The 16,539-nt window shown below is 72.1% G+C and carries 18 protein-coding genes; 12 read left to right on the top strand and 6 right to left on the bottom strand.

From position 1 onward, the window contains the following. Nucleotides 1–150: 150 nt before the first annotated feature. The 6 genes from ACIBJF_RS16965 (at nt 151) to ACIBJF_RS16940 (ending at nt 7,487) form a co-directional block, all read left to right on the top strand. Nucleotides 151–1,374 (top strand): amidohydrolase family protein, encoded by a 1,224-nt coding sequence (locus tag ACIBJF_RS16965; RefSeq protein ID WP_399174473.1) that lies wholly within the window; start codon nt 151–153, stop codon nt 1,372–1,374. Then, complete coding sequence (locus ACIBJF_RS16960; RefSeq protein WP_399174472.1) at nt 1,371–2,297, top strand: LLM class F420-dependent oxidoreductase; 927 nt, start codon at nt 1,371–1,373, stop codon at nt 2,295–2,297. Before ACIBJF_RS16965 ends, ACIBJF_RS16960 begins: the two co-directional genes overlap by 4 nt. A 10-nt stretch (nt 2,298–2,307) precedes the next feature. Continuing rightward, nucleotides 2,308–3,078, top strand: coding sequence for an SDR family NAD(P)-dependent oxidoreductase (locus tag ACIBJF_RS16955; protein ID WP_399174471.1), 771 nt, complete (start codon nt 2,308–2,310; stop codon nt 3,076–3,078). A gap of 100 nt (nt 3,079–3,178) precedes the next feature. After that, nucleotides 3,179–4,297: an LLM class flavin-dependent oxidoreductase gene (locus tag ACIBJF_RS16950; RefSeq protein ID WP_399174470.1), complete on the top strand. Its 1,119-nt coding sequence runs from the start codon at nt 3,179–3,181 to the stop codon at nt 4,295–4,297. A gap of 14 nt (nt 4,298–4,311) precedes the next feature. Continuing rightward, entirely contained in the window at nt 4,312–6,042 is a 1,731-nt protein-coding gene (locus ACIBJF_RS16945) for an amidohydrolase family protein (protein WP_399174469.1), read from the top strand. After that, nucleotides 6,039–7,487 (top strand): aldehyde dehydrogenase family protein, encoded by a 1,449-nt coding sequence (locus ACIBJF_RS16940; RefSeq protein ID WP_399174467.1) that lies wholly within the window; start codon nt 6,039–6,041, stop codon nt 7,485–7,487. The genes ACIBJF_RS16945 and ACIBJF_RS16940 overlap by 4 nt, the downstream gene beginning before the upstream one ends. Nucleotides 7,488–7,548: 61 nt before the next feature. Here the strand turns inward: ACIBJF_RS16940 and ACIBJF_RS16935 are convergent, their stop codons facing one another. From ACIBJF_RS16935 to ACIBJF_RS16925, 3 genes are read right to left on the bottom strand one after another with little or no spacing between them, the layout of a single operon-like run. Beyond that, a complete protein-coding gene (locus ACIBJF_RS16935) occupies nt 7,549–7,734 on the bottom strand; it encodes a hypothetical protein (RefSeq protein ID WP_399174466.1) in 186 nt (61 codons plus the stop codon). Beyond that, nucleotides 7,734–7,940, bottom strand: coding sequence for a hypothetical protein (locus ACIBJF_RS16930; RefSeq protein WP_399174465.1), 207 nt, complete (start codon nt 7,938–7,940; stop codon nt 7,734–7,736). The genes ACIBJF_RS16935 and ACIBJF_RS16930 overlap by 1 nt, the downstream gene beginning before the upstream one ends. Before the next feature lie 56 nt (nt 7,941–7,996). After that, a complete protein-coding gene (locus ACIBJF_RS16925) occupies nt 7,997–8,392 on the bottom strand; it encodes a nitroreductase/quinone reductase family protein (RefSeq protein WP_399174464.1) in 396 nt (131 codons plus the stop codon). Nucleotides 8,393–8,539: 147 nt separating this feature from the next. On the opposite strand from ACIBJF_RS16925, the gene ACIBJF_RS16920 reads away from it, so the two are divergent. The 4 genes from ACIBJF_RS16920 to ACIBJF_RS16905 are packed head-to-tail and all read left to right on the top strand — an operon-like array spanning nt 8,540 to nt 11,453. Then, nucleotides 8,540–8,950, top strand: coding sequence for a hypothetical protein (locus ACIBJF_RS16920; RefSeq protein ID WP_399174463.1), 411 nt, complete (start codon nt 8,540–8,542; stop codon nt 8,948–8,950). Nucleotides 8,951–8,964: 14 nt separating this feature from the next. Next, a complete protein-coding gene (locus ACIBJF_RS16915; RefSeq protein WP_399174462.1) occupies nt 8,965–10,530 on the top strand; it encodes a peptidoglycan-binding protein in 1,566 nt (521 codons plus the stop codon). Then, entirely contained in the window at nt 10,484–11,008 is a 525-nt protein-coding gene (locus ACIBJF_RS16910) for a protease inhibitor I42 family protein (RefSeq protein WP_399174461.1), read from the top strand. The genes ACIBJF_RS16915 and ACIBJF_RS16910 overlap by 47 nt, the downstream gene beginning before the upstream one ends. A 28-nt stretch (nt 11,009–11,036) precedes the next feature. Beyond that, nucleotides 11,037–11,453 carry a hypothetical protein gene (locus ACIBJF_RS16905; protein ID WP_399174460.1) on the top strand — a complete coding sequence of 139 codons (417 nt, stop codon included), beginning with the start codon at nt 11,037–11,039 and terminating at the stop codon, nt 11,451–11,453. An 88-nt stretch (nt 11,454–11,541) separates the two neighbouring features. Here ACIBJF_RS16905 and ACIBJF_RS16900 read toward each other — a convergent pair whose 3' ends face one another. Further along, nucleotides 11,542–12,855 carry a carotenoid oxygenase family protein gene (locus ACIBJF_RS16900; protein ID WP_399174459.1) on the bottom strand — a complete coding sequence of 438 codons (1,314 nt, stop codon included), beginning with the start codon at nt 12,853–12,855 and terminating at the stop codon, nt 11,542–11,544. After that, nucleotides 12,852–13,421: a hypothetical protein gene (locus ACIBJF_RS16895; protein ID WP_399174458.1), complete on the bottom strand. Its 570-nt coding sequence runs from the start codon at nt 13,419–13,421 to the stop codon at nt 12,852–12,854. Before ACIBJF_RS16895 ends, ACIBJF_RS16900 begins: the two co-directional genes overlap by 4 nt. A 93-nt stretch (nt 13,422–13,514) precedes the next feature. On the opposite strand from ACIBJF_RS16895, the gene ACIBJF_RS16890 reads away from it, so the two are divergent. Further along, the gene (locus ACIBJF_RS16890) at nt 13,515–14,027 is read left to right on the top strand and encodes a PadR family transcriptional regulator (RefSeq protein ID WP_399174457.1); all 513 of its coding nucleotides are present in this window, start codon (nt 13,515–13,517) and stop codon (nt 14,025–14,027) included. On the opposite strand, the gene ACIBJF_RS16885 is transcribed toward ACIBJF_RS16890, so the two are convergent. Beyond that, the gene (locus tag ACIBJF_RS16885) at nt 14,020–15,537 is read right to left on the bottom strand and encodes a CehA/McbA family metallohydrolase (RefSeq protein WP_399174456.1); all 1,518 of its coding nucleotides are present in this window, start codon (nt 15,535–15,537) and stop codon (nt 14,020–14,022) included. The two genes, ACIBJF_RS16890 and ACIBJF_RS16885, sit on opposite strands and share 8 nt — an antisense overlap. Before the next feature lie 153 nt (nt 15,538–15,690). On the opposite strand from ACIBJF_RS16885, the gene ACIBJF_RS16880 reads away from it, so the two are divergent. Next, on the top strand, nt 15,691–16,536 hold the full coding sequence (locus ACIBJF_RS16880) for an LLM class F420-dependent oxidoreductase (protein ID WP_399174455.1): 846 nt from the start codon (nt 15,691–15,693) through the stop codon (nt 16,534–16,536). Nucleotides 16,537–16,539: the final 3 nt, after the last annotated feature.

Genomic DNA, 16,539 nt, shown 5'->3' with positions numbered 1-16,539 from the left:
TTGCCTTGTTCCGGGCGGTTGCGTCAGCCGTGGGAGACACCGATCACAGGGCGGCGCAGCCCGGCACACAAACCCCTCACACCCTCTTCGCATGCGGCCATGGACACTCAATAGCTGACGCTTCGTCAGATCAGCGCTACGGTGAGGGATATGGAGACCACACAGTTCCCGCTGATCATCTCCGTCGACGACCACACCGTTGAGCCCGCCGGCGTCTGGCAGGACCGGCTGCCGAGGAAATTCCGGGAGGCCGGGCCCCGGATCGTGCGCGCCCCGCTGAAGGAGATGACCTTCCTCGGCGGGCGTTTCAAGCCCGTCATGGGCGAACCCGGCAGCACCGAAGGGCCGCTCGGCGACTGGTGGGTCTACGAGGATCTGCGGCGGCCCCTCACCCGGCTCGACACCGCCGTGGGGTACAGCAGGGACGAGGTCAGGCTGGAAGTCATCACGTACGAGCAGATGCGGGTCGGGTCGTACGACGTGGCCGCCCGGCTCGCCGACATGGACGTCAACCACGTGCAGTCCGCCCTGTGCTTCCCCACCTTCCCCCGCTTCTGCGGGCAGACGTTCACCGAGGCCGCCGACAAGGAGCTCGCCCTGCTGTGCGTGCGCGCCTACAACGACTGGATGGTGGAGGAGTGGTGCGGGGCTCAGGCGCAGGGGCGGCTCATCCCGCTCACCCTCATACCCCTGTGGGACGCCGAGCTGGCCGCCGCGGAAGTACGGCGCAACGCCCGACGGGGGGTACGGGCCGTCGCCTTCTCCGAGATACCCCCGCACCTCGGGCTGCCGTCCGTCCACACCGACGACTGGGACCCGTTCCTCGCGGCCTGCGACGAGACCGGCACGGTCGTCGCGATGCACATCGGCTCCAGCAGCCGTATGCCCTCCACCTCGGCCGACGCCCCGCCCGCCGTCGGCTCCACCATCACCTTCGCCAACTGCTGTTTCTCGATGGTGGACTGGCTGATGAGCGGCAAGTTCGAGCGCTTTTCGAACCTCAGGGTCATATATGCCGAAGGCCAGATCGGGTGGATTCCGTACATCCTCGAGCGCGCGGATGTCGTGTGGCAGGAGAACCGGGGGTGGGGCGGGGTCGCCGACAAGGTCACCCGGCCGCCGTCCGAGCTGTTCGCCGAGCACGTCTACGGCTGCTTCTTCGACGACGCCTTCGGCCTGCGGAACCTGGACGCCATCGGGGTCGGCAACGTCCTGTACGAGACCGACTACCCGCACTCCGACTCCACCTGGCCCAAGTCCCGCGAGGTCGGTGAGGCCCAGATGGGGCATCTGCCGGCGGACGTGGTCGAGCGGATCGTGCGCGGCAACGCCATCGAGCTGCTGGGACTCACCCCCGAAGGGCTGTGGCGGTGAGCGCCCTGGCGTACGGTGTCCAGCTGCCCGTGCAGGCGCAGAGCGCCCTGTTCGCGGAAGGCTGGGAGGCCGGGGCCGGTCCGGAGGACCTGGTGGCCGTCGCGCGGGCCGTGGACCGGGCCGGGTTCGACTACCTCGCCGCCTGCGACCACGTGGGCGTCCCGCGCCGGCTCGCCCCCGCGATGGGCACGGTCTGGTACGACCCGGTCACCACCCTCGCCCACCTGGCCGCCGTGACCGAGCGGGTGCGCCTGCTCAGCCATGTGGCCGTCGTGGGGCTGCGGCACCCGCTGCTCACCGCCAAGCAGTACGCCACCCTCGACCATCTCTCCGGCGGCCGGCTGGTCCTCGGGGTCGGGGCCGGGCATGTCCGGGAGGAGTTCGAGGCGCTCGGGGCGGACTTCGAGCGGCGGGGGGCCGTGCTGGACGAGACGATCGACGCGCTGCGGGCCGCCCTGGGGGCGGAGGAGTTCCCCGAGCATCACGGGAAGACCTACGACTTCGAGGGGCTGGGACAGCGGCCCCGGCCCGCGCAGCCGTACGTCCCCCTCTGGGTCGGCGGCTCCTCGCCCGCCGCCGTACGCCGGGCCGCGCTGAAGGGGGACGGCTGGCTGCCGCAGGGGGATCCGCGGGACCGGCTGCCCGCCCAGATCGCGAAGCTCAGGCGCCTGCGGGCCGAAGTCGGCATCGAGGGGCCCTTCACCGTCGGCGCGATCACCGAGCCGCTGTACGTCGGGCGGGCCGGCTGGGAGGTGGGGCGGCGGACGCTCACGGGGACGCCGCAGGAGATCGCCGGGTCGCTGCGGGCCTACCGGGCGATGGGCGTGGACCAGGTCCAGGTGCGGTTCCGCAGCCGGAGCCGGGCCGAACTCGTCGAGCAGATCGGACTGTTCGGGGCGGAGGTCGCACCCCGGCTGAACTGAGGAGGACGCCATGGGCAAGCTGGACGGGCGGGTCGTCATCGTCACCGGGGCGGCACGCGGACAGGGCGAGCAGGAGGCGCGGCTCTTCCGGGCGGAGGGGGCGCGGGTGGTCGTCGCCGATGTGCTGGACGACCGGGGAGAGGCCCTGGCCAAGGAGATAGGCGCGTTGTACGTCCATCTCGACGTCGGCACCGAGGAGGGCTGGCGGGAGGCCGTCGGGCTGGTCAAGGAGGCGTACGGGCACATCGACGGGCTGGTGAACAACGCGGGGATCCTGCGCTTCAACGCGCTCGTGGACACCCCGCTGGACGAGTTCATGCAGGTCGTGCAGGTGAACCAGGTCGGCTGCTTCCTCGGCATGAAGGCGGTGGCGCCCGAGATGGCCGACGGGGGGACCATCGTCAACACCGCCTCCTACACGGGCATGACCGGCATGGCGGCCGTCGGGACGTACGCCGCCACCAAGCACGCCGTGCTGGGACTGACCCGGGTGGCCGCGCTAGAGCTGGCGGGCCGGGGCATCCGGGTCAACGCGATCTGCCCGGGAGCCATCGACACCCCGATGTCCAACCCGGCACGGCTCGACCCGGACGCCGACCCGGAGGAGATGAGCCGGGCCCTGGACGAGCTGTACCGCAAGCTCGTGCCGCTCGGGCGGGTCGGGCAGCCGGAGGAGGTGGCGCGGCTGGCGCTGTTCCTCACCTCGGCGGACTCCTCGTACATCACCGGGCAGCCGTTCGTGATCGACGGCGGGTGGCTGGCGGGGGTCAGCATTATCTGACCAGCCGTCAGCTATTGACGGTCGCGGCGGCCGATGCGACAGTCGGCCGACAAGAGGTATCTGACGAAGCGTCAGAAAATAACTGGGACGGTGAACCGCCTTGGAATTCGGGCTCTTTGTACAGGGATACGTGGGCAAGCGCGTCGAGACCGACCCGCTGGCCGAGCACAAGGCGCTGATGGAGGAGACCGAGTACGTCATCCAGGCGGACAAGTCCGGCTTCAAGTACGCCTGGGCCTCCGAGCACCACTTCCTGGAGGAGTACTCGCATCTGTCCGCCAACGACGTCTTCCTGGGATATCTGGCGCACGCGACGGAGCGGATCCATCTGGGGTCGGGGATCTTCAACCCGCTCGCCCAGGTCAACCACCCCGTGAAGGTCGCCGAGAAGGTCGCCATGCTGGACCACCTCAGCGAGGGGCGCTTCGAGTTCGGCAGCGGACGGGGCGCCGGCAGCCACGAGATCCTCGGGTTTCTGCCGGGGATCACCGATATGAACCACACCAAGGAGATCTGGGAGGAGACCATCGCCGAGTTCCCGAAGATGTGGCTCCAGGACGAGTACGCCGGCTTCCAGGGCAAGCACTGGCAGCTGCCGCCGCGGAAGGTTCTGCCGAAGCCGTACGGGAAGTCGCACCCGGCGATGTGGTACGCGGCCGGCTCCCCGCCGTCGTACGCGATGGCCGCGAGGAAGGGGCTCGGCGTGCTCGGCTTCAGCATCCAGAAGGTGTCCGACATGGAGTGGGTGCTGGAGCAGTACAAGACCGCGGTCGTGAACGCCGAGCCGGTCGGCGACTTCGTCAACGACAACGTCATGGTGACGACGACCGCGATCTGCGCGCCGACGCACGCCGAGGCGATCGAGATCGCGGTGAACGGGGGCCTGCACTACCTGCCCTCGCTGGTGTTCCGGTACCACGACACCTTCCCCCGGCCCGAGGGGTTCCCGGTCTGGCCGGAGACGCTTCCCCCGTACACGCCGGAGTTCGTGGAGCTGCTCGTGGAGGAGGAGCTGCTCATCTGCGGCGACCCCGACGAGGTGCTGCGGCAGTGCAAGCGGTGGGAGCAGGCGGGCGCCGACCAGCTGAGCTTCGGGCTGCCGGTGGGGGTGCCGAAGGAGGAGACGCTGCAGACGATCCGGCTGATCGGGGAGCACGTGATTCCCAAGATCGACACCGATCCGGTGCATCGGACGTCCAGGTTCCGTCAGGCCGTCTGAGGGGGTTTCAGGGCATGTTGGACCATCTCGTCAAGGGCGCGTCCGTCGTCGACGGGACGGGTGCCCCCGCCTTCACGGCCGACGTCGGCCTACGCGGCGGTCGCATCGCCGCCGTCGGAGAGATCACCGAGGACGCCCGCACCACCGAGGACGCCCACGGCCTGGTCCTCGCCCCCGGCTTCGTCGACCCCCACACCCACTACGACGCCCAGCTCTTCTGGGACCCGTACGCCACGCCCTCCCTCAACCACGGCGTGACGACGGTCGCCGCCGGCAACTGCGGCTTCACCCTCGCACCCCTGAACCCCGCTCGCCCCGAGGACGCCGACTACACGCGCCGGATGATGTCCAAGGTGGAGGGCATGTCCCTGGTGGCGCTGGAGGAGGGGGCGCCCTGGAGCTGGCATTCCTTCGGGGAGTACCTGGACGCCCTCGACGGGCGGATCGCCGTCAACGCGGGGTTCATGGTGGGGCACTGCGCGGTGCGGCGCCATGTCATGGGCCCGGCGGCGGTCGGGGGGCAGCCGAGCCGGGAGCAGCTCGCCGCGATGCTGCGGCTGCTGCACGAGGCCATGGACGCGGGGGCCTGGGGGCTGTCCACCACGCAGTCCGGCACACACTCGGACGGGGACGGGCAGCCGGTCGCCTCCCGGCACGCGCGGCCGGCGGAGCTGCTGGCGCTGTCGAAGGCCGTCGGCGAGCACGAGGGAACGCAGATCGAGGCGATCGTCGCCGGCTGTCTGGACCAGTTCAGCGACGACGAGATCGATCTGCTCGTGGAGATGAGCGCGGTCGCCGGGCGGCCGCTCAACTGGAACGTGCTCACCGTCGACGCGGCCGTTCCGGAGCGGGTGCCGCGGCAGCTGAGCGCGAGCGAGCGGGCCCGGAAGGCGGGCGGGCGGGTGGTGGCCCTCACCATGCCGATCCTCACCCCGATGAACATGTCCCTGGGCACGTTCTGCGCCCTCAACCTCATCCCGGGCTGGGGGCCGGTCCTCGGGCTGCCGGTGCCGGAGCGGATCGCCAGGCTCCGGGACCCCGCCGTCCGGGCGGAGATGCTGCGGCGGGCCCGGTCGAAGGAGGCGGGCGTCTTCCGGCGGCTGGCGAACTTCGGGCGGTACGTCATCGGGGACACCTACAGCGAGGCCAACCGGGGGCTCACGGGAAGGGTCGTACAAGACATCGCCGAGGAGCGGGGGCAGGACCCGTTCACCTGCCTGGTGGAGATCTGCGCCGACGACCGGCTGCGGACGGTGCTGTGGCCGATGCCGACCGACAACGACCCGGCGTCCTGGGCGCTGCGCGCCGAGACCTGGCAGCACGAGGACGTGCTGCTCGGCGGCTCCGACGCGGGCGCGCACCTGGACCGGATGTGCGGGGCGCCGTACACCACCCGGTTCCTCGGGGACTGTCTGCGCGGCCGCCGGCTGGTCGGGCTGGAGCAGGCGGTGAAGATGCTGACCGACGACCCGGCCCGGCTCTTCGGGCTGCGGGAGCGGGGCCGGGTGCGGGAGGGCTGGCATGCGGATCTCGTCCTCTTCGACCCGGAGCGCATCGACGCCGGTCAGGCCCGGCTGGTGCACGACCTGCCGGGTGACAGTCCGCGCCTTGACTCCCGGGCGATCGGGGTGCGGGCCGTGTGGGTCAACGGGGTCGAGGCGATCCGGGACGACGTGGTGACCGGGGCCGTACCGGGGAAGGTGCTGCGGTCCGGCACCGACACGCGGACGGTGAGTACCCGGTGAAGGGACAGCGGCTGTTCGTCGGCGGGGAGTGGGTGGAGCCGGACGGCGGGCACTACCCGGTGACCGACCCGGCCACCGAGGAGACCGTCGGCTGGGCGCCGGAGGCCTCGCCGGAGCAGGTGCGGGCGGCCTGCGCGGCGGCCCGGGAGGCGTTCGGGGCGTGGTCGCGGACGCGGCCTGAGGAGCGGGCGGCGGTGCTGGGCCGGGCGGCCGGCATCATCCGCGACCGGATGGGGCCGTACACGGAGCTGGCCCGCGCGGAGACCGGCGCGACCACGGGGACCGCCCGGGCGATGCAGGTCGGGGTGGCCGCCGCCCGGTTCCGGCGGTACGCGAGCGTGGAGCCCGCCGAGTGGGCGATCGCGCCGCAGATCAACGAGGCCGGGCCGATGGGGCGGGCCGCGGTGATGGGCGCGCTGGCTCTGCGGCAGCCCGTCGGGGTCGTCACCTGCATCACCTCCTACAACAACCCGTGGGCCAATGCGGCCGGCAAGGTCGCGCCGGCGCTGGCCATGGGCAACACGGTGGTCGTGAAGCCGGCCCCGCAGGATCCGCTGTCCGTCTACCGGATGGCCGAGGCCCTGGAGGCGGCCGGGGCGCCGCCGGGGGTGGTGAACGTCGTCTCCGGGCGTGCCACGGACGTGGGTGAGGCCGCGGTCGCGTCCCCCGACGTCGACATGGTCAGTTTCACCGGCTCCACGGCCGTCGGCCGGCGGATCGGCGAGGTGTGCGGGCGGGAGATGAAACGCCAGCTCATGGAGCTGGGCGGGAAGGGCGCGGCGGTCGTGTTCGACGACGCGGACATGGGCTCCGCCGTCGCCGGTATCGGTACGACCTTCTCCTTCTACAGCGGGCAGATCTGTACGGCACCGACCCGGGTGCTGGCCCAGCGGGGGGTGTACGAGCGGCTGGTGGAGCAACTTGCCGCTCATGCCCGGAGGTTGAAGGTCGGGGACCCGCGGGAGGCGGACACGGTCGTCGGGCCGGTGATCTCGGCGGAGCACCGGGCGCGGGTCGAGTCGTACGTCGAACTCGGCCGGAAGGAGGGCGCGTCGGTGATCGCGGGCGGCGAACGGCCGTCACTGGAGCGCGGTTTCTACGTCTCGCCCACCCTTCTCGCCGACTGCGCCAACGACATGCGGGTGGCCCGGGAGGAGATCTTCGGGCCGGTCGTGGTGGTCGTCCCGTTCGACGGCGAGGAGGAGGGGATAGCCCTCGCCAACGACTCCGAGTACGGGCTCGTCGACTACGTCTGGTCCGGCGACGTGGCCCGGGCCTTCCGGGTGGCCCGGCAGCTGCGGGCGGGCGGCGTGGGGGTGAACACCGTCGGCCGCAACATGGAGGCGCCGTTCGGGGGGTTCAAGAGGAGCGGGGTGGGGCGGGACGTGGGCGTGTACGCCCTGCACGCGTACAGCGAGGTGCAGGCGATCGTGTGGCCGGGGTGAGGGGGCGCCGCGGCTCGGACAGCGTGCGGAACTCGCCGAGGGCGATCGTGCGGGCCGAGGGTCAGGCGACGGGGATGTCGACGAGCGTGGCCTCGCGTACGTGCTGGGGGTAGACCAGTGCACAGGTGGCGCACTGGTTCTGCGCGTTCAACGCGTCGGACGAGATCACCAGGACGTGCGCGGCGCCGCCGGTGAACGTGAGCTCATAGAGGTGACCGCGCTTCACCGGCCCGCCACCCGCCCCCATCACTCCAACGTGGCCTCTTCGCTCTCGCCGGGCTCCATGGCCGTCACCGTGATCCCGGCCTCGGCCCGGACCCGCGCCGACTTCTCCAGCTCTTCGGCGAGCATCTGGCGGCGCAGTATCCGTGCTGTGTAGGCGGAAGCATTGCCCTTGGCCTTGATGAACGCGGCGATGTCGTCGGGCAGGCTCATCGGCATATTGACCGTCATGCTGCCATCACGCACTCGGTCATGTCAGGCGGTGTGACGTTCGCCGGGGCGTCCCCTCAGTCCGCCAGGTCCACCCGGACCGTCAGCAGGTCCGTGCCGAACGCCCGGACCGCCGCGCTGTTGAAGCGGGGCAGGGCGCGCAGGCGGGCCACCGGGTCGTCGTCGGGGAGGAGGTGGGCGGTGCCGTGGTGCCAGCGGCCGGCGAGGCGGACGCGGACGCTCGGGTCGGCCTGGATGTTGCGGACGTACTGGGACTTGTAGCCGAACTCGGAGACCAGCCAGAAGGAGTCGCCGACCTTGCGGCCGCCCACCGGCGTCTGCCGGGGCAGGCCGGAACTGCGGCCCGTCGTCTCCAGGAGGGTCTGGAACGGCAGCCTCCGGTTGAGCGGGTTGGCGATGTGCCGCTGGAAGGCGGTCACCACGCGGTGCTTGCGGTCTGCGGGGGCCGGCATACGGGTCGCTCTCCTGGTCCGAGGGCACGGTGTCGTGGCGGGGATGGTGTGTCGGCTCGGTGCGGGGTGTGTGAATCCCCCAACGCTCCGCCGGCTGTCGCGTGTTAGCCTCCCGCGCAGTTGTGATCATTTCAACGGGGGAGCTTGATGGGCGCGTCTTCGGACGGCTACACGGTCAAGTCCGGGATGTCCGGACAGGCGAAGGATCTGGACGCCGCGGGCGACGACGCGGGCAAGATCCGCGAGGCCATCCAGCCCGGCATGTGCTACATGGACGACGCGCTCGGCGGCCCCGACGCCGCCGCGGCGTTCAACGCGTACGCCGCCGCCTGGGAGGCGGAGGTCAAGGCCCTGGAATCGGCGCTGCACGAACTGGCCGACAAGGTACGGCTGTCGAAGGGGGCGTACGCCGGCAGCGACGGCCTGGTCGACACCAGCGTCCGCGGCGTGCGGGTCGGCGACAACTCCCTCGGCACCCTGCCCGCCCCGGCCGGTGACGGCTACGTCTCCACCATGCCCGCCCACGGCACCCGCCCGTCGGCGCTGGCCGACTACTGAGGGAGCGGCGCGCGATGACGGGGACCACGGGCGAGCGCCGCAAGCGGCTCGGCGACCTGTGCCACGACATTTCCACGGCCGGCAGCAAGAACGACCTGATCGACGCCATCAACGACGCGCTCGCCGTCTCCGCCCCGGTCGGCGACACGGCGACGCTGGAGTTCCTGGGCAAGCTGTACCAGAAGCAGGACCTCGAGGACCTCTACAAGCGCATCGACAGGGTGGCCAAGAAGGGCCTGCCGGACGTCTGGGCCGGGAACACGAGTGTCCTCGCCTCGGACGCGGTGGCCGCCGCCGGGCGGGCCGCCGGGGCGGTGGGCCGGGCCTTCTACGGCGGCGGACAGGCGCTGCTCACGTTCGCCGACGCCCTGAAGGACGCCAAGAGCCAGGACGGCGACGGGCGGGAGACGCTGCACGAGGCACTCCGGATGCTCGGCGGCAAGGACGGCTGGTTCGACGACCTCTACGAGGACGACGACGAGGAGGCCGTCCGGCTGAACGCCCGTTCCCTCGCCTCCCTCGGCGTCGGCGACATGCACAAGGCCGCGATCGCCGCCGACGACGCCGCCCACGCCGTCGCCAGGGACCTGAACAAGTGGGTCTCCGAGGCGCGCCTGCGCAAGCTCGGCACGGGCAACCTGACCGCCGTCGACAAGCTGATGCTGGCCGAGACCAGCGCCGTCGACGGCGACCCCGTGCTGAACGAGATCCTCAGCGCGCACGACCTGGAGCGCGCCGGCCGGCGCATGGACCGGCTGAGCGCCGCCGACCAGGCCGCCATGGACCGGATGCTGGCCGGGTCGGACAGCCCGCAGGAGCGGGCCTATCTGATGAAGGCCCTGGCCGCCGGGCACAGTGTGGCGGAGATCGAGCAGTTCCAGGGCAAGATCCACGGGCACGACCCCGAGTGGCTGCGCAGGCATCTCACGCCGGTCGTCACCGAGGTGGACAGCATGGACGACGAGGGCCTGGCCCCCGACGGCTCCAACAACAACAAGGACTACGTCACCTTCGACGGGCAGCGCTGGATCCAGGGCGGCGACGGCTCGGAGGGCACCTGCGTGGCCTCGTCCACCGTCACCGCCCGCGCCATGGTGGACCCCCTCTACGCCCTCGACCTCACCGGCGGCCGCAGCGGACAGGAGGACGACCCCGAAGCCTTCAAGCGGCGCCTGGTGGCCGAGCAGCACCGGCTGCACACGGAGGGCGACGGCGGTGACCACTGGGAGGGCATGGGCCCCGACGGGCAGGAGCACATCGCCGACACCACCATCGGCGCCGCCACCGGCGACGACTACCAGCGCCACGACCTGGACGGCGCCGCCGACCGCAGGGCGGTGCTGACCGATGTCGAGAAGGCGGTCGCGGACGGCCGCCCGGTCCCCGTCGACGTCCAGGGCAAGGACGGCGCCCACGCGATGACCATCATCGGCCAGGAGGGCGACAAGCTGCAGATCTACAACCCCTGGGGCTCGACGACCTGGGTCAGCGAGAACGACTTCATCAACGGACACATGGGCAAGGCAGCGGACAGTGGACTCAACGACGCGTACAGCGTGTACCTCCCGACGGCGAAGTAGGCCGGGCCCGGGGCGCCGGGGCGGGGCGGCGGGCGGCGTCGTCGCGGCGGTCGCGCTGCTGACGCTCGTCGCGGGCTGCGGGTCGGGCACCGACGAGCCCGCCCCCGTCGCCCACCCCACCGACGAACCCCGCATCACCGCGAAGGTCGGGGAACGCTTCACGCTCACCGTCCACCAGAACGCCTCCACCCGTGAGCACTGGTACCTGTCCGGCCCCGGGCCCGACGCCCGTGTGGTCCGCGAGCGCGGGCACCACAGCGCCTCGGACTCCGGTGACAAGCACCTGGCCGGCGCGGGCAGCAGCCTCACCTTCACCTTCGAGGCCACCGGCAAGGGCAGCACCCGGATCGTGCTGACCCACTGCACGTTCGCCACCACCTGCGACGAGGACGGCGGCGGCACCCCGGCCCCGGCGTCGACCGCGCCGTACCGGCAGTCCGCGCCGAAGCGCGTCACCTACACCGTCACCGTCCGCTGAGCCGGCCGACTCCACCGACACCGGAAACATGAACCCCGTATCGAACCCCGCCCCGCGTCCCCCGGACCGCACCGACGACGAGCTGGCCCGGCTCGACATCCCCGTCCTGCTCCGCTACGGCCTCACAGCACCGCCCGGCCCCCGGCGCACCGCCCTGTTCGGCGACGGCGTCGTGGGCGCGGCCGTGCTGCTCGACCGCCTCGGCACCCAGCCGCGCTCGGTGGCCTTCCTCGCCGACACCGTCCGGGCCGGTGGCCTCGCCTTCGCCGCCGGGCTCGCCGAGCCGCTGCCGCGCCCGGAGGCGGCGGCTGTCGTACGCGACTGGCTGACCGCCGGCACCGAACTCGCGGCCGGTGTCGCCGCCGACGACACCGCCGCCCGCTGGCTGCGTGCCGTCGCGACGGTCATCGAACTGCGCCGGCTGACGAGGACCGCACGGAGCTGACCGGCCGCCGTCTCGTGCCGCGACTCGGCGCGCGCACAGACGCCGCGCAGGAAGGCGCCGTACGCCACTCGGCCGCGCCCGAGCCCGCCTAGCCGTCCCCGTCCGCCAGCCAGTTGCCGTGGAAGCCGAACGGCACCCGGGCCGGAAGGTGGATCACGGCGACCGGGGGTGCGGTGAGGTCGTCGGCGTCCAGGACGGCCAGGTCGCTGCGGTCGGTGGCGGCGTCGTAGACGTACGTCATGAGCCAGCCCGGGCCGCCGGGCGTGCCGTCGGCAGGGGCGAAGGCCGCCTCGCCGGGGGTGCGGCCGGGCCCGAAGTCGTGGGCGGTGACGGCCCCGGAGGACAGGTCGTAGCGGACCAGGCGGGTGCCGCTCGTCATGTGGCCGTGTCCGGCGGCGAGTCCGGTGAGCCGGTCGTCGACGCGCGGGAACTCGCCGGTCCGGTCGTCGATCTGCTCCTCGCGGACCGTCCCGGCGACCGTGTCGACGGTCCACTTCCACAGCACCGCCCGCTGCTCCCGGGTCCGGCCGTGCGCGTCGCGCCGCCACAGCTCCGGGTAGCGCATCACGTGCAGCACGATGGTGCCGTCCGGCGCGTCATGGGCGTTGAGGATGTGGAAGACGTAGCAGGGATCGACGGCGAACCAGCGGACCTCGCCGCGGGGGTCGTCGCGGCGCAGCACGCCGAGCCGGGCGCCGTACCCGTCGTCCCACCTGTACGGCATCGTGCCGCCGGCCAGGGCGAGTTCGACGTCGAAGACGACCGGCAGGTCCATGAAGACGACGCGCCCGGCGGTGAGCGCGAAGTCGTGCGGCATGGTCGGCCCCGGCACCTCGACCGGCCGGCTGAGCGCCAGCTCGCCCGTGGCGTCGGCCCGGTGGTAGGTCAGGCGGGTGGGCTCCAGCATGCCGTAGCCGAAGAAGTGCAGTTCGCCGGTGGCCGGGCAGGTCTTCGGGTGGGCCGTCATCGCGGTGGTGAGGCGGCCGTCGAAGTCGTACGGCCCCTTGGTGTCCAGGTCGCGGGTCAGCTCGTGGGGCAGGGCGGTCTCGACCAGGGCGAGGGTGCGGCCCGCGTGCCGGACGACGTGGGTGTTGGCCGGTCCCGCAGTGAGGTCGCGGCGGCCCCGGTCGTCGTACGGCCGTGCCCCGTCGGACAGTTGGCTCGTGCGGACCCAGCGGTTGCGGTAGGAGACGGCCCGCCCGCCCTCCAGGCGCACGCCGTGGACCATGCCGTCGCCGAAGAACCAGTGCCCGGAGGCGGCGTCGGCCGGGTTCGGGCCGTTGCGCAGGTACCAGCCGGTCAGCTCGGGCGGGATCGTGCCGGTCACCGGCAGGTCGTGCGCGGTGAGTTCCTCGCTGACCGGGGCGTAGTTGCCGGACAGGTGCTTCGGGGCGGCGGTCACCGGGCCACCTGCCCGGCGGCCTGGGCCTTCGCCTGGACGTGGGCGACATAGCGGACGGTGAAGAGCATCGGGACGACGAAGCCGGCGATCTGGACGACGGTCGCGGGCGTCGAGTGGGCGCTGCCGGCGTGGGCCAGCACCGCGAGGACGACGGCGGTCAGGGCGAAGGCGGCGGTCCACACGGACGTGATGACGACGTTGACCCGGATGAAGGGCTTCAGGCCCCAGAGCTCGCGCGGGGTGGTGCGCTTGGCGATGCCCAGGGTGAAGGGCCGGCCGACGGCCAGCGAGAGGCCGGCGATGACGGCGAGGGTGCCGGAGGAGAGGACGGCGGAGTAGTCGTGCACGCCCGAGTGCGGGTCGGCGAAGGCGATGGCCGCGAGGATCGCGAAGAAGACCGCCGAGCCGACCTCGATGACGAGGGCGTCGAAACCGGCGCCGGAGCGCTTCTCCTGGGCGATGATCCCCACGGCCCCCACCAGGGCGGCCAGGGCGCCCCACTGCCAGTCCCCGGAGGGGATGACGGCGAAGACAATCCACGGCAAGAACGTGCGCAGGTACGACATGGGCTCCCCCGGTGAGTGTGTGTCCTGGTCTCGACATGTCAAAAGTAGAAGGTCCGGTCTCGACATGTCAACAGTGGAATGTAGGATGGGGGCATGAGTCTCAGACACGCCCTCCTCGGCCTGCTGTCGGACCGTCGCGCCAGTGGGTACGACCTGCTGAAGACGTTCGAGACCTCGCTGGCCAACGTCTGGCCCGCGACCCAGAGCCAGATCTACACCGAGCTGACCAAGCTGGCGGGCTCCGGGCTGATCACGGTCGCCGCCGAGGGCCCGCGCGGCCGCAAGGAGTACGAGATCACCGACGCGGGCATGGCGGAGCTGCGCCACTGGCTGACCGAGGTGCCTCCCCAGCGGGTCATCCGCAGCGACATCCTGCTGCGCGTCTTCTTCCTCGGCGTGCTCAGCCCCGAGCAGGCCCGCGCCTACCTGACCGACCTGACCGCCATGTCCCAGGCCGGATACGACCGGCTGCGGCAGCTCGCCGACTCCATCGACTGGGACGAGGGCAACCTCTCGGTCCACGGCCGCATCGCGCTGGAGTACGGTCTGCGCTTCAACGCGATGCGGCGCGAGTGGGCCGAGTGGGCGGCCGAGCAGATCAGATAGCCCCGAGGAAGATCGGGTTGGTGAAGGCGGCCAGCGCGCCCGGCACCGGCCCGGCCGCCGTCTCGTGCCGCAACTCGGCGCGTACGTACGCGGCGTAGGCGGGCGTCGTACGCCACTCGGCCGTGCCCGAGCCGGACACCGGCAGCGGATCGCCGGTGAACAGCACACCCTGGTCGGTGACGAAACGGATCGAGCAGCGCGGGGCGCCCGAGACCTCCAGCCGGACGGTCACGGGGGTGTCGGCGGCCACGGACAGCCGCTCGCCGATGCCCGCCTGCTGTCCGCGTCCGCCCGTCACCGTGAAGGCGAGGGTCACGTTCTTCGACTCGGCCACGTAACTGCGTCCCGCGCGGATGCCTTCCTGGATCGCCTCCCGGGTCAGGTCGTCGGCGAGGACGACCGTCTGGGGCATGCCGACCGTGTCCGGATCGCGGTGGGCGTCGCTGTTGCCCATGGCCGGGAGCCAGGGCCGCCCCTGCCGCACGGAGGCGACCAGCTGGTTGTCCCAATCGGCCAGCGTCACCTCGTCGTCCGGGGTGTAGGGGCCGTTCCACACCTCCACGGCGTCCGCCTCGCCGAAGCCGAACTTCCAGCCGCAGCCGACGCAGGTGGCGTGCGGGTGGGCGGGGACGACCAGGCCGCCGGCGCGGCGGATGTCCCGCGCGAAGCGGGCCCAGCGGTTGTCCCGGGCCCGGTAGCGCCAGTCGACGAACGTGCCGGGATCGGTGCCGAGCGCCAGCACGTGGCCGTTGCGGGTGGTGACCTCCTCGCCGAGCATGACCAGCAGGTCGTCGCCGGCCTGGTCCGCCCAATGGGGGTGCGCGGAGTGGGTGTTGTGGTCCGAGGAGTTGATGAAGTCCAGGCCCGCGGCCCGCGCGAGGGCCGCGATCTCGGCCGGGGTGCGGCGGCCGTCGGAGTACCAGGAGTGCAGATGGCAGTCGCCCCGGTACCAGGCCCGGCCCCGGCCCCCCGCCCGGGACGGCGGGTACACCGGCCGCGGGGTCTCGCCCGCCTCGCCGTAGGTCAGCGTGATCGTCAGCTCGTAGCTCAGCCCCTGGGGCGCCACCGTGTAGGGGCCGAGCGCCACGTACCAGGTGCCCTCGCGCACCGGGCCGGGGATGTAGCCGGGCGTGGCGTCGTCGGCGCGGACGAAGAACTCCGTGCGGGCGCCGCCCGACCAGCCTCTGAAGCCCCGGCCGCCCAGCTCGGTGCCGCGCTCGTCGAAGAGGCCGATGTCGAGGGCGTTGCCCTGGGTGCCGGCCGGGACCGAGGGCCTGTCGTAGGTGTAGGAGACCTTGATCTCCCGTACGCCGGCGGGGACTTCGACCGGCACGTACACGAAGTCGGGGGAGCCGGGCGGCAGGGTGCCGCGAACCGACCGGGTTTCCTGCTGCTGACCGTCCGCCGCTGCGAAGCTCACGCTTCCCAACGTAAGGGCAGCCGCGGCGCCCGTCACGAACAGGGCGCGTTTGCCGATGCCATGAGTGTGACCGTGCGTGTCTTCAGCCATGGCGGTCACTCTCGCGTCCGCGCGTTAACGCTCGTGAACGACAGGGCGAGTGACGTCCGACGGCTGTCGTGCACGCGGCTTCACGGCCGCCGGCCCGGACGGTGCCGACCAGTCGGTATGGACAGTGGAGGCCCGGCCGGGTACAGATGGGCCATGCGCATCGCCGTCACCATCTTCCTGACCGACGAGACCATCGCGCCGGTACGGCTCGCCCGCGAACTGGAACACCGCGGGTACGCCGGCCTCTACCTCCCCGAACACACCCACATCCCCGTGGAGCGCACGACGCCGTACCCCGCGGGCGGCGACCTGCCCCGCGAGTACACCCGCACCCTCGACCCCTTCGTCGCCCTCGGCCAGGCTGCGGCCGTCACCGAGCGCCTCGGCCTCGGCACCGGCATCACCCTCCTCGCCCAGCACGACCCCATCGCCCTGGCCAAGCAGATCGCCACCCTGGACCACCTGTCCGGCGGCCGCTTCACCCTCGGTCTCGGCTACGGCTGGAACGTCGAGGAGGCCGCCGACCACGGCGTGGACTGGCGCACCCGCCGGGAACTGGTCCGGGACCGGGTGCGGCTGATGCAGGCGCTGTGGTCCGAGGAACCGACGTCCTACGACGGTGAGTTCGCCGCCGTACGGGCCAGTCACGCCCACCCCAAGCCGGTCGGCAAGCCGCGCGGCCGGGTCGTCGGGCCGCGCACGCTCGTCGGCGGGGCGGCCGGGCCGAAACTGTTCGCGCACATCGCCGAGTACGCCGACGGCTGGCTGCCGATCGGCGGCCGGGGCCTCACCGGGTCCCTGCCGGTGCTGCGTTCGGTCTGGGCGGACGCGGGCCGTGACCCGGCCACCCTCCAGGTCGTCCCGTACGCGGTCCAGCCCACTCCGGGCAAGCTGGCCCATTACGCGGACCTGGGCATCGAGGAGGTCGTACTGCAATTGCCGCCGGCGGGGGAGGCGGAGGTGCTGCGGGTGCTGGACGAGTACGGGAGCCACCTGTAGGCC

It is taken from the genome of Streptomyces sp. NPDC050743, from assembly GCF_044456925.1.
In the GTDB taxonomy this organism is placed as follows: Bacteria; Actinomycetota; Actinomycetes; order Streptomycetales; family Streptomycetaceae; genus Streptomyces.
Note: the sequence above shows the minus strand (reverse complement) of the source record. Positions and strands in the feature narration are given on the sequence as shown.

Bases quoted from the DNA above. Each gene is read 5' to 3' on its own strand.
- ACIBJF_RS16955 (WP_399174471.1), top strand. From the start codon at position 2,308: ATGGGCAAGCTGGACGGGCGGGTCGTCATCGTCACCGGGGCGGCACGC.
- ACIBJF_RS16880 (WP_399174455.1), top strand. From the start codon at position 15,691: ATGCGCATCGCCGTCACCATCTTCCTGACCGACGAGACCATCGCGCCG.
- ACIBJF_RS16890 (WP_399174457.1), top strand. From the start codon at position 13,515: ATGAGTCTCAGACACGCCCTCCTCGGCCTGCTGTCGGACCGTCGCGCC.
- ACIBJF_RS16965 (WP_399174473.1), top strand. From the start codon at position 151: ATGGAGACCACACAGTTCCCGCTGATCATCTCCGTCGACGACCACACC.
- ACIBJF_RS16930 (WP_399174465.1), bottom strand. From the start codon at position 7,940: ATGACGGTCAATATGCCGATGAGCCTGCCCGACGACATCGCCGCGTTC.
- ACIBJF_RS16920 (WP_399174463.1), top strand. From the start codon at position 8,540: ATGGGCGCGTCTTCGGACGGCTACACGGTCAAGTCCGGGATGTCCGGA.
- ACIBJF_RS16935 (WP_399174466.1), bottom strand. From the start codon at position 7,734: ATGGGGGCGGGTGGCGGGCCGGTGAAGCGCGGTCACCTCTATGAGCTC.
- ACIBJF_RS16945 (WP_399174469.1), top strand. From the start codon at position 4,312: ATGTTGGACCATCTCGTCAAGGGCGCGTCCGTCGTCGACGGGACGGGT.
- ACIBJF_RS16895 (WP_399174458.1), bottom strand. From the start codon at position 13,421: ATGTCGTACCTGCGCACGTTCTTGCCGTGGATTGTCTTCGCCGTCATC.
- ACIBJF_RS16905 (WP_399174460.1), top strand. From the start codon at position 11,037: ATGAACCCCGTATCGAACCCCGCCCCGCGTCCCCCGGACCGCACCGAC.
- ACIBJF_RS16885 (WP_399174456.1), bottom strand. From the start codon at position 15,537: ATGGCTGAAGACACGCACGGTCACACTCATGGCATCGGCAAACGCGCC.
- ACIBJF_RS16925 (WP_399174464.1), bottom strand. From the start codon at position 8,392: ATGCCGGCCCCCGCAGACCGCAAGCACCGCGTGGTGACCGCCTTCCAG.
- ACIBJF_RS16915 (WP_399174462.1), top strand. From the start codon at position 8,965: ATGACGGGGACCACGGGCGAGCGCCGCAAGCGGCTCGGCGACCTGTGC.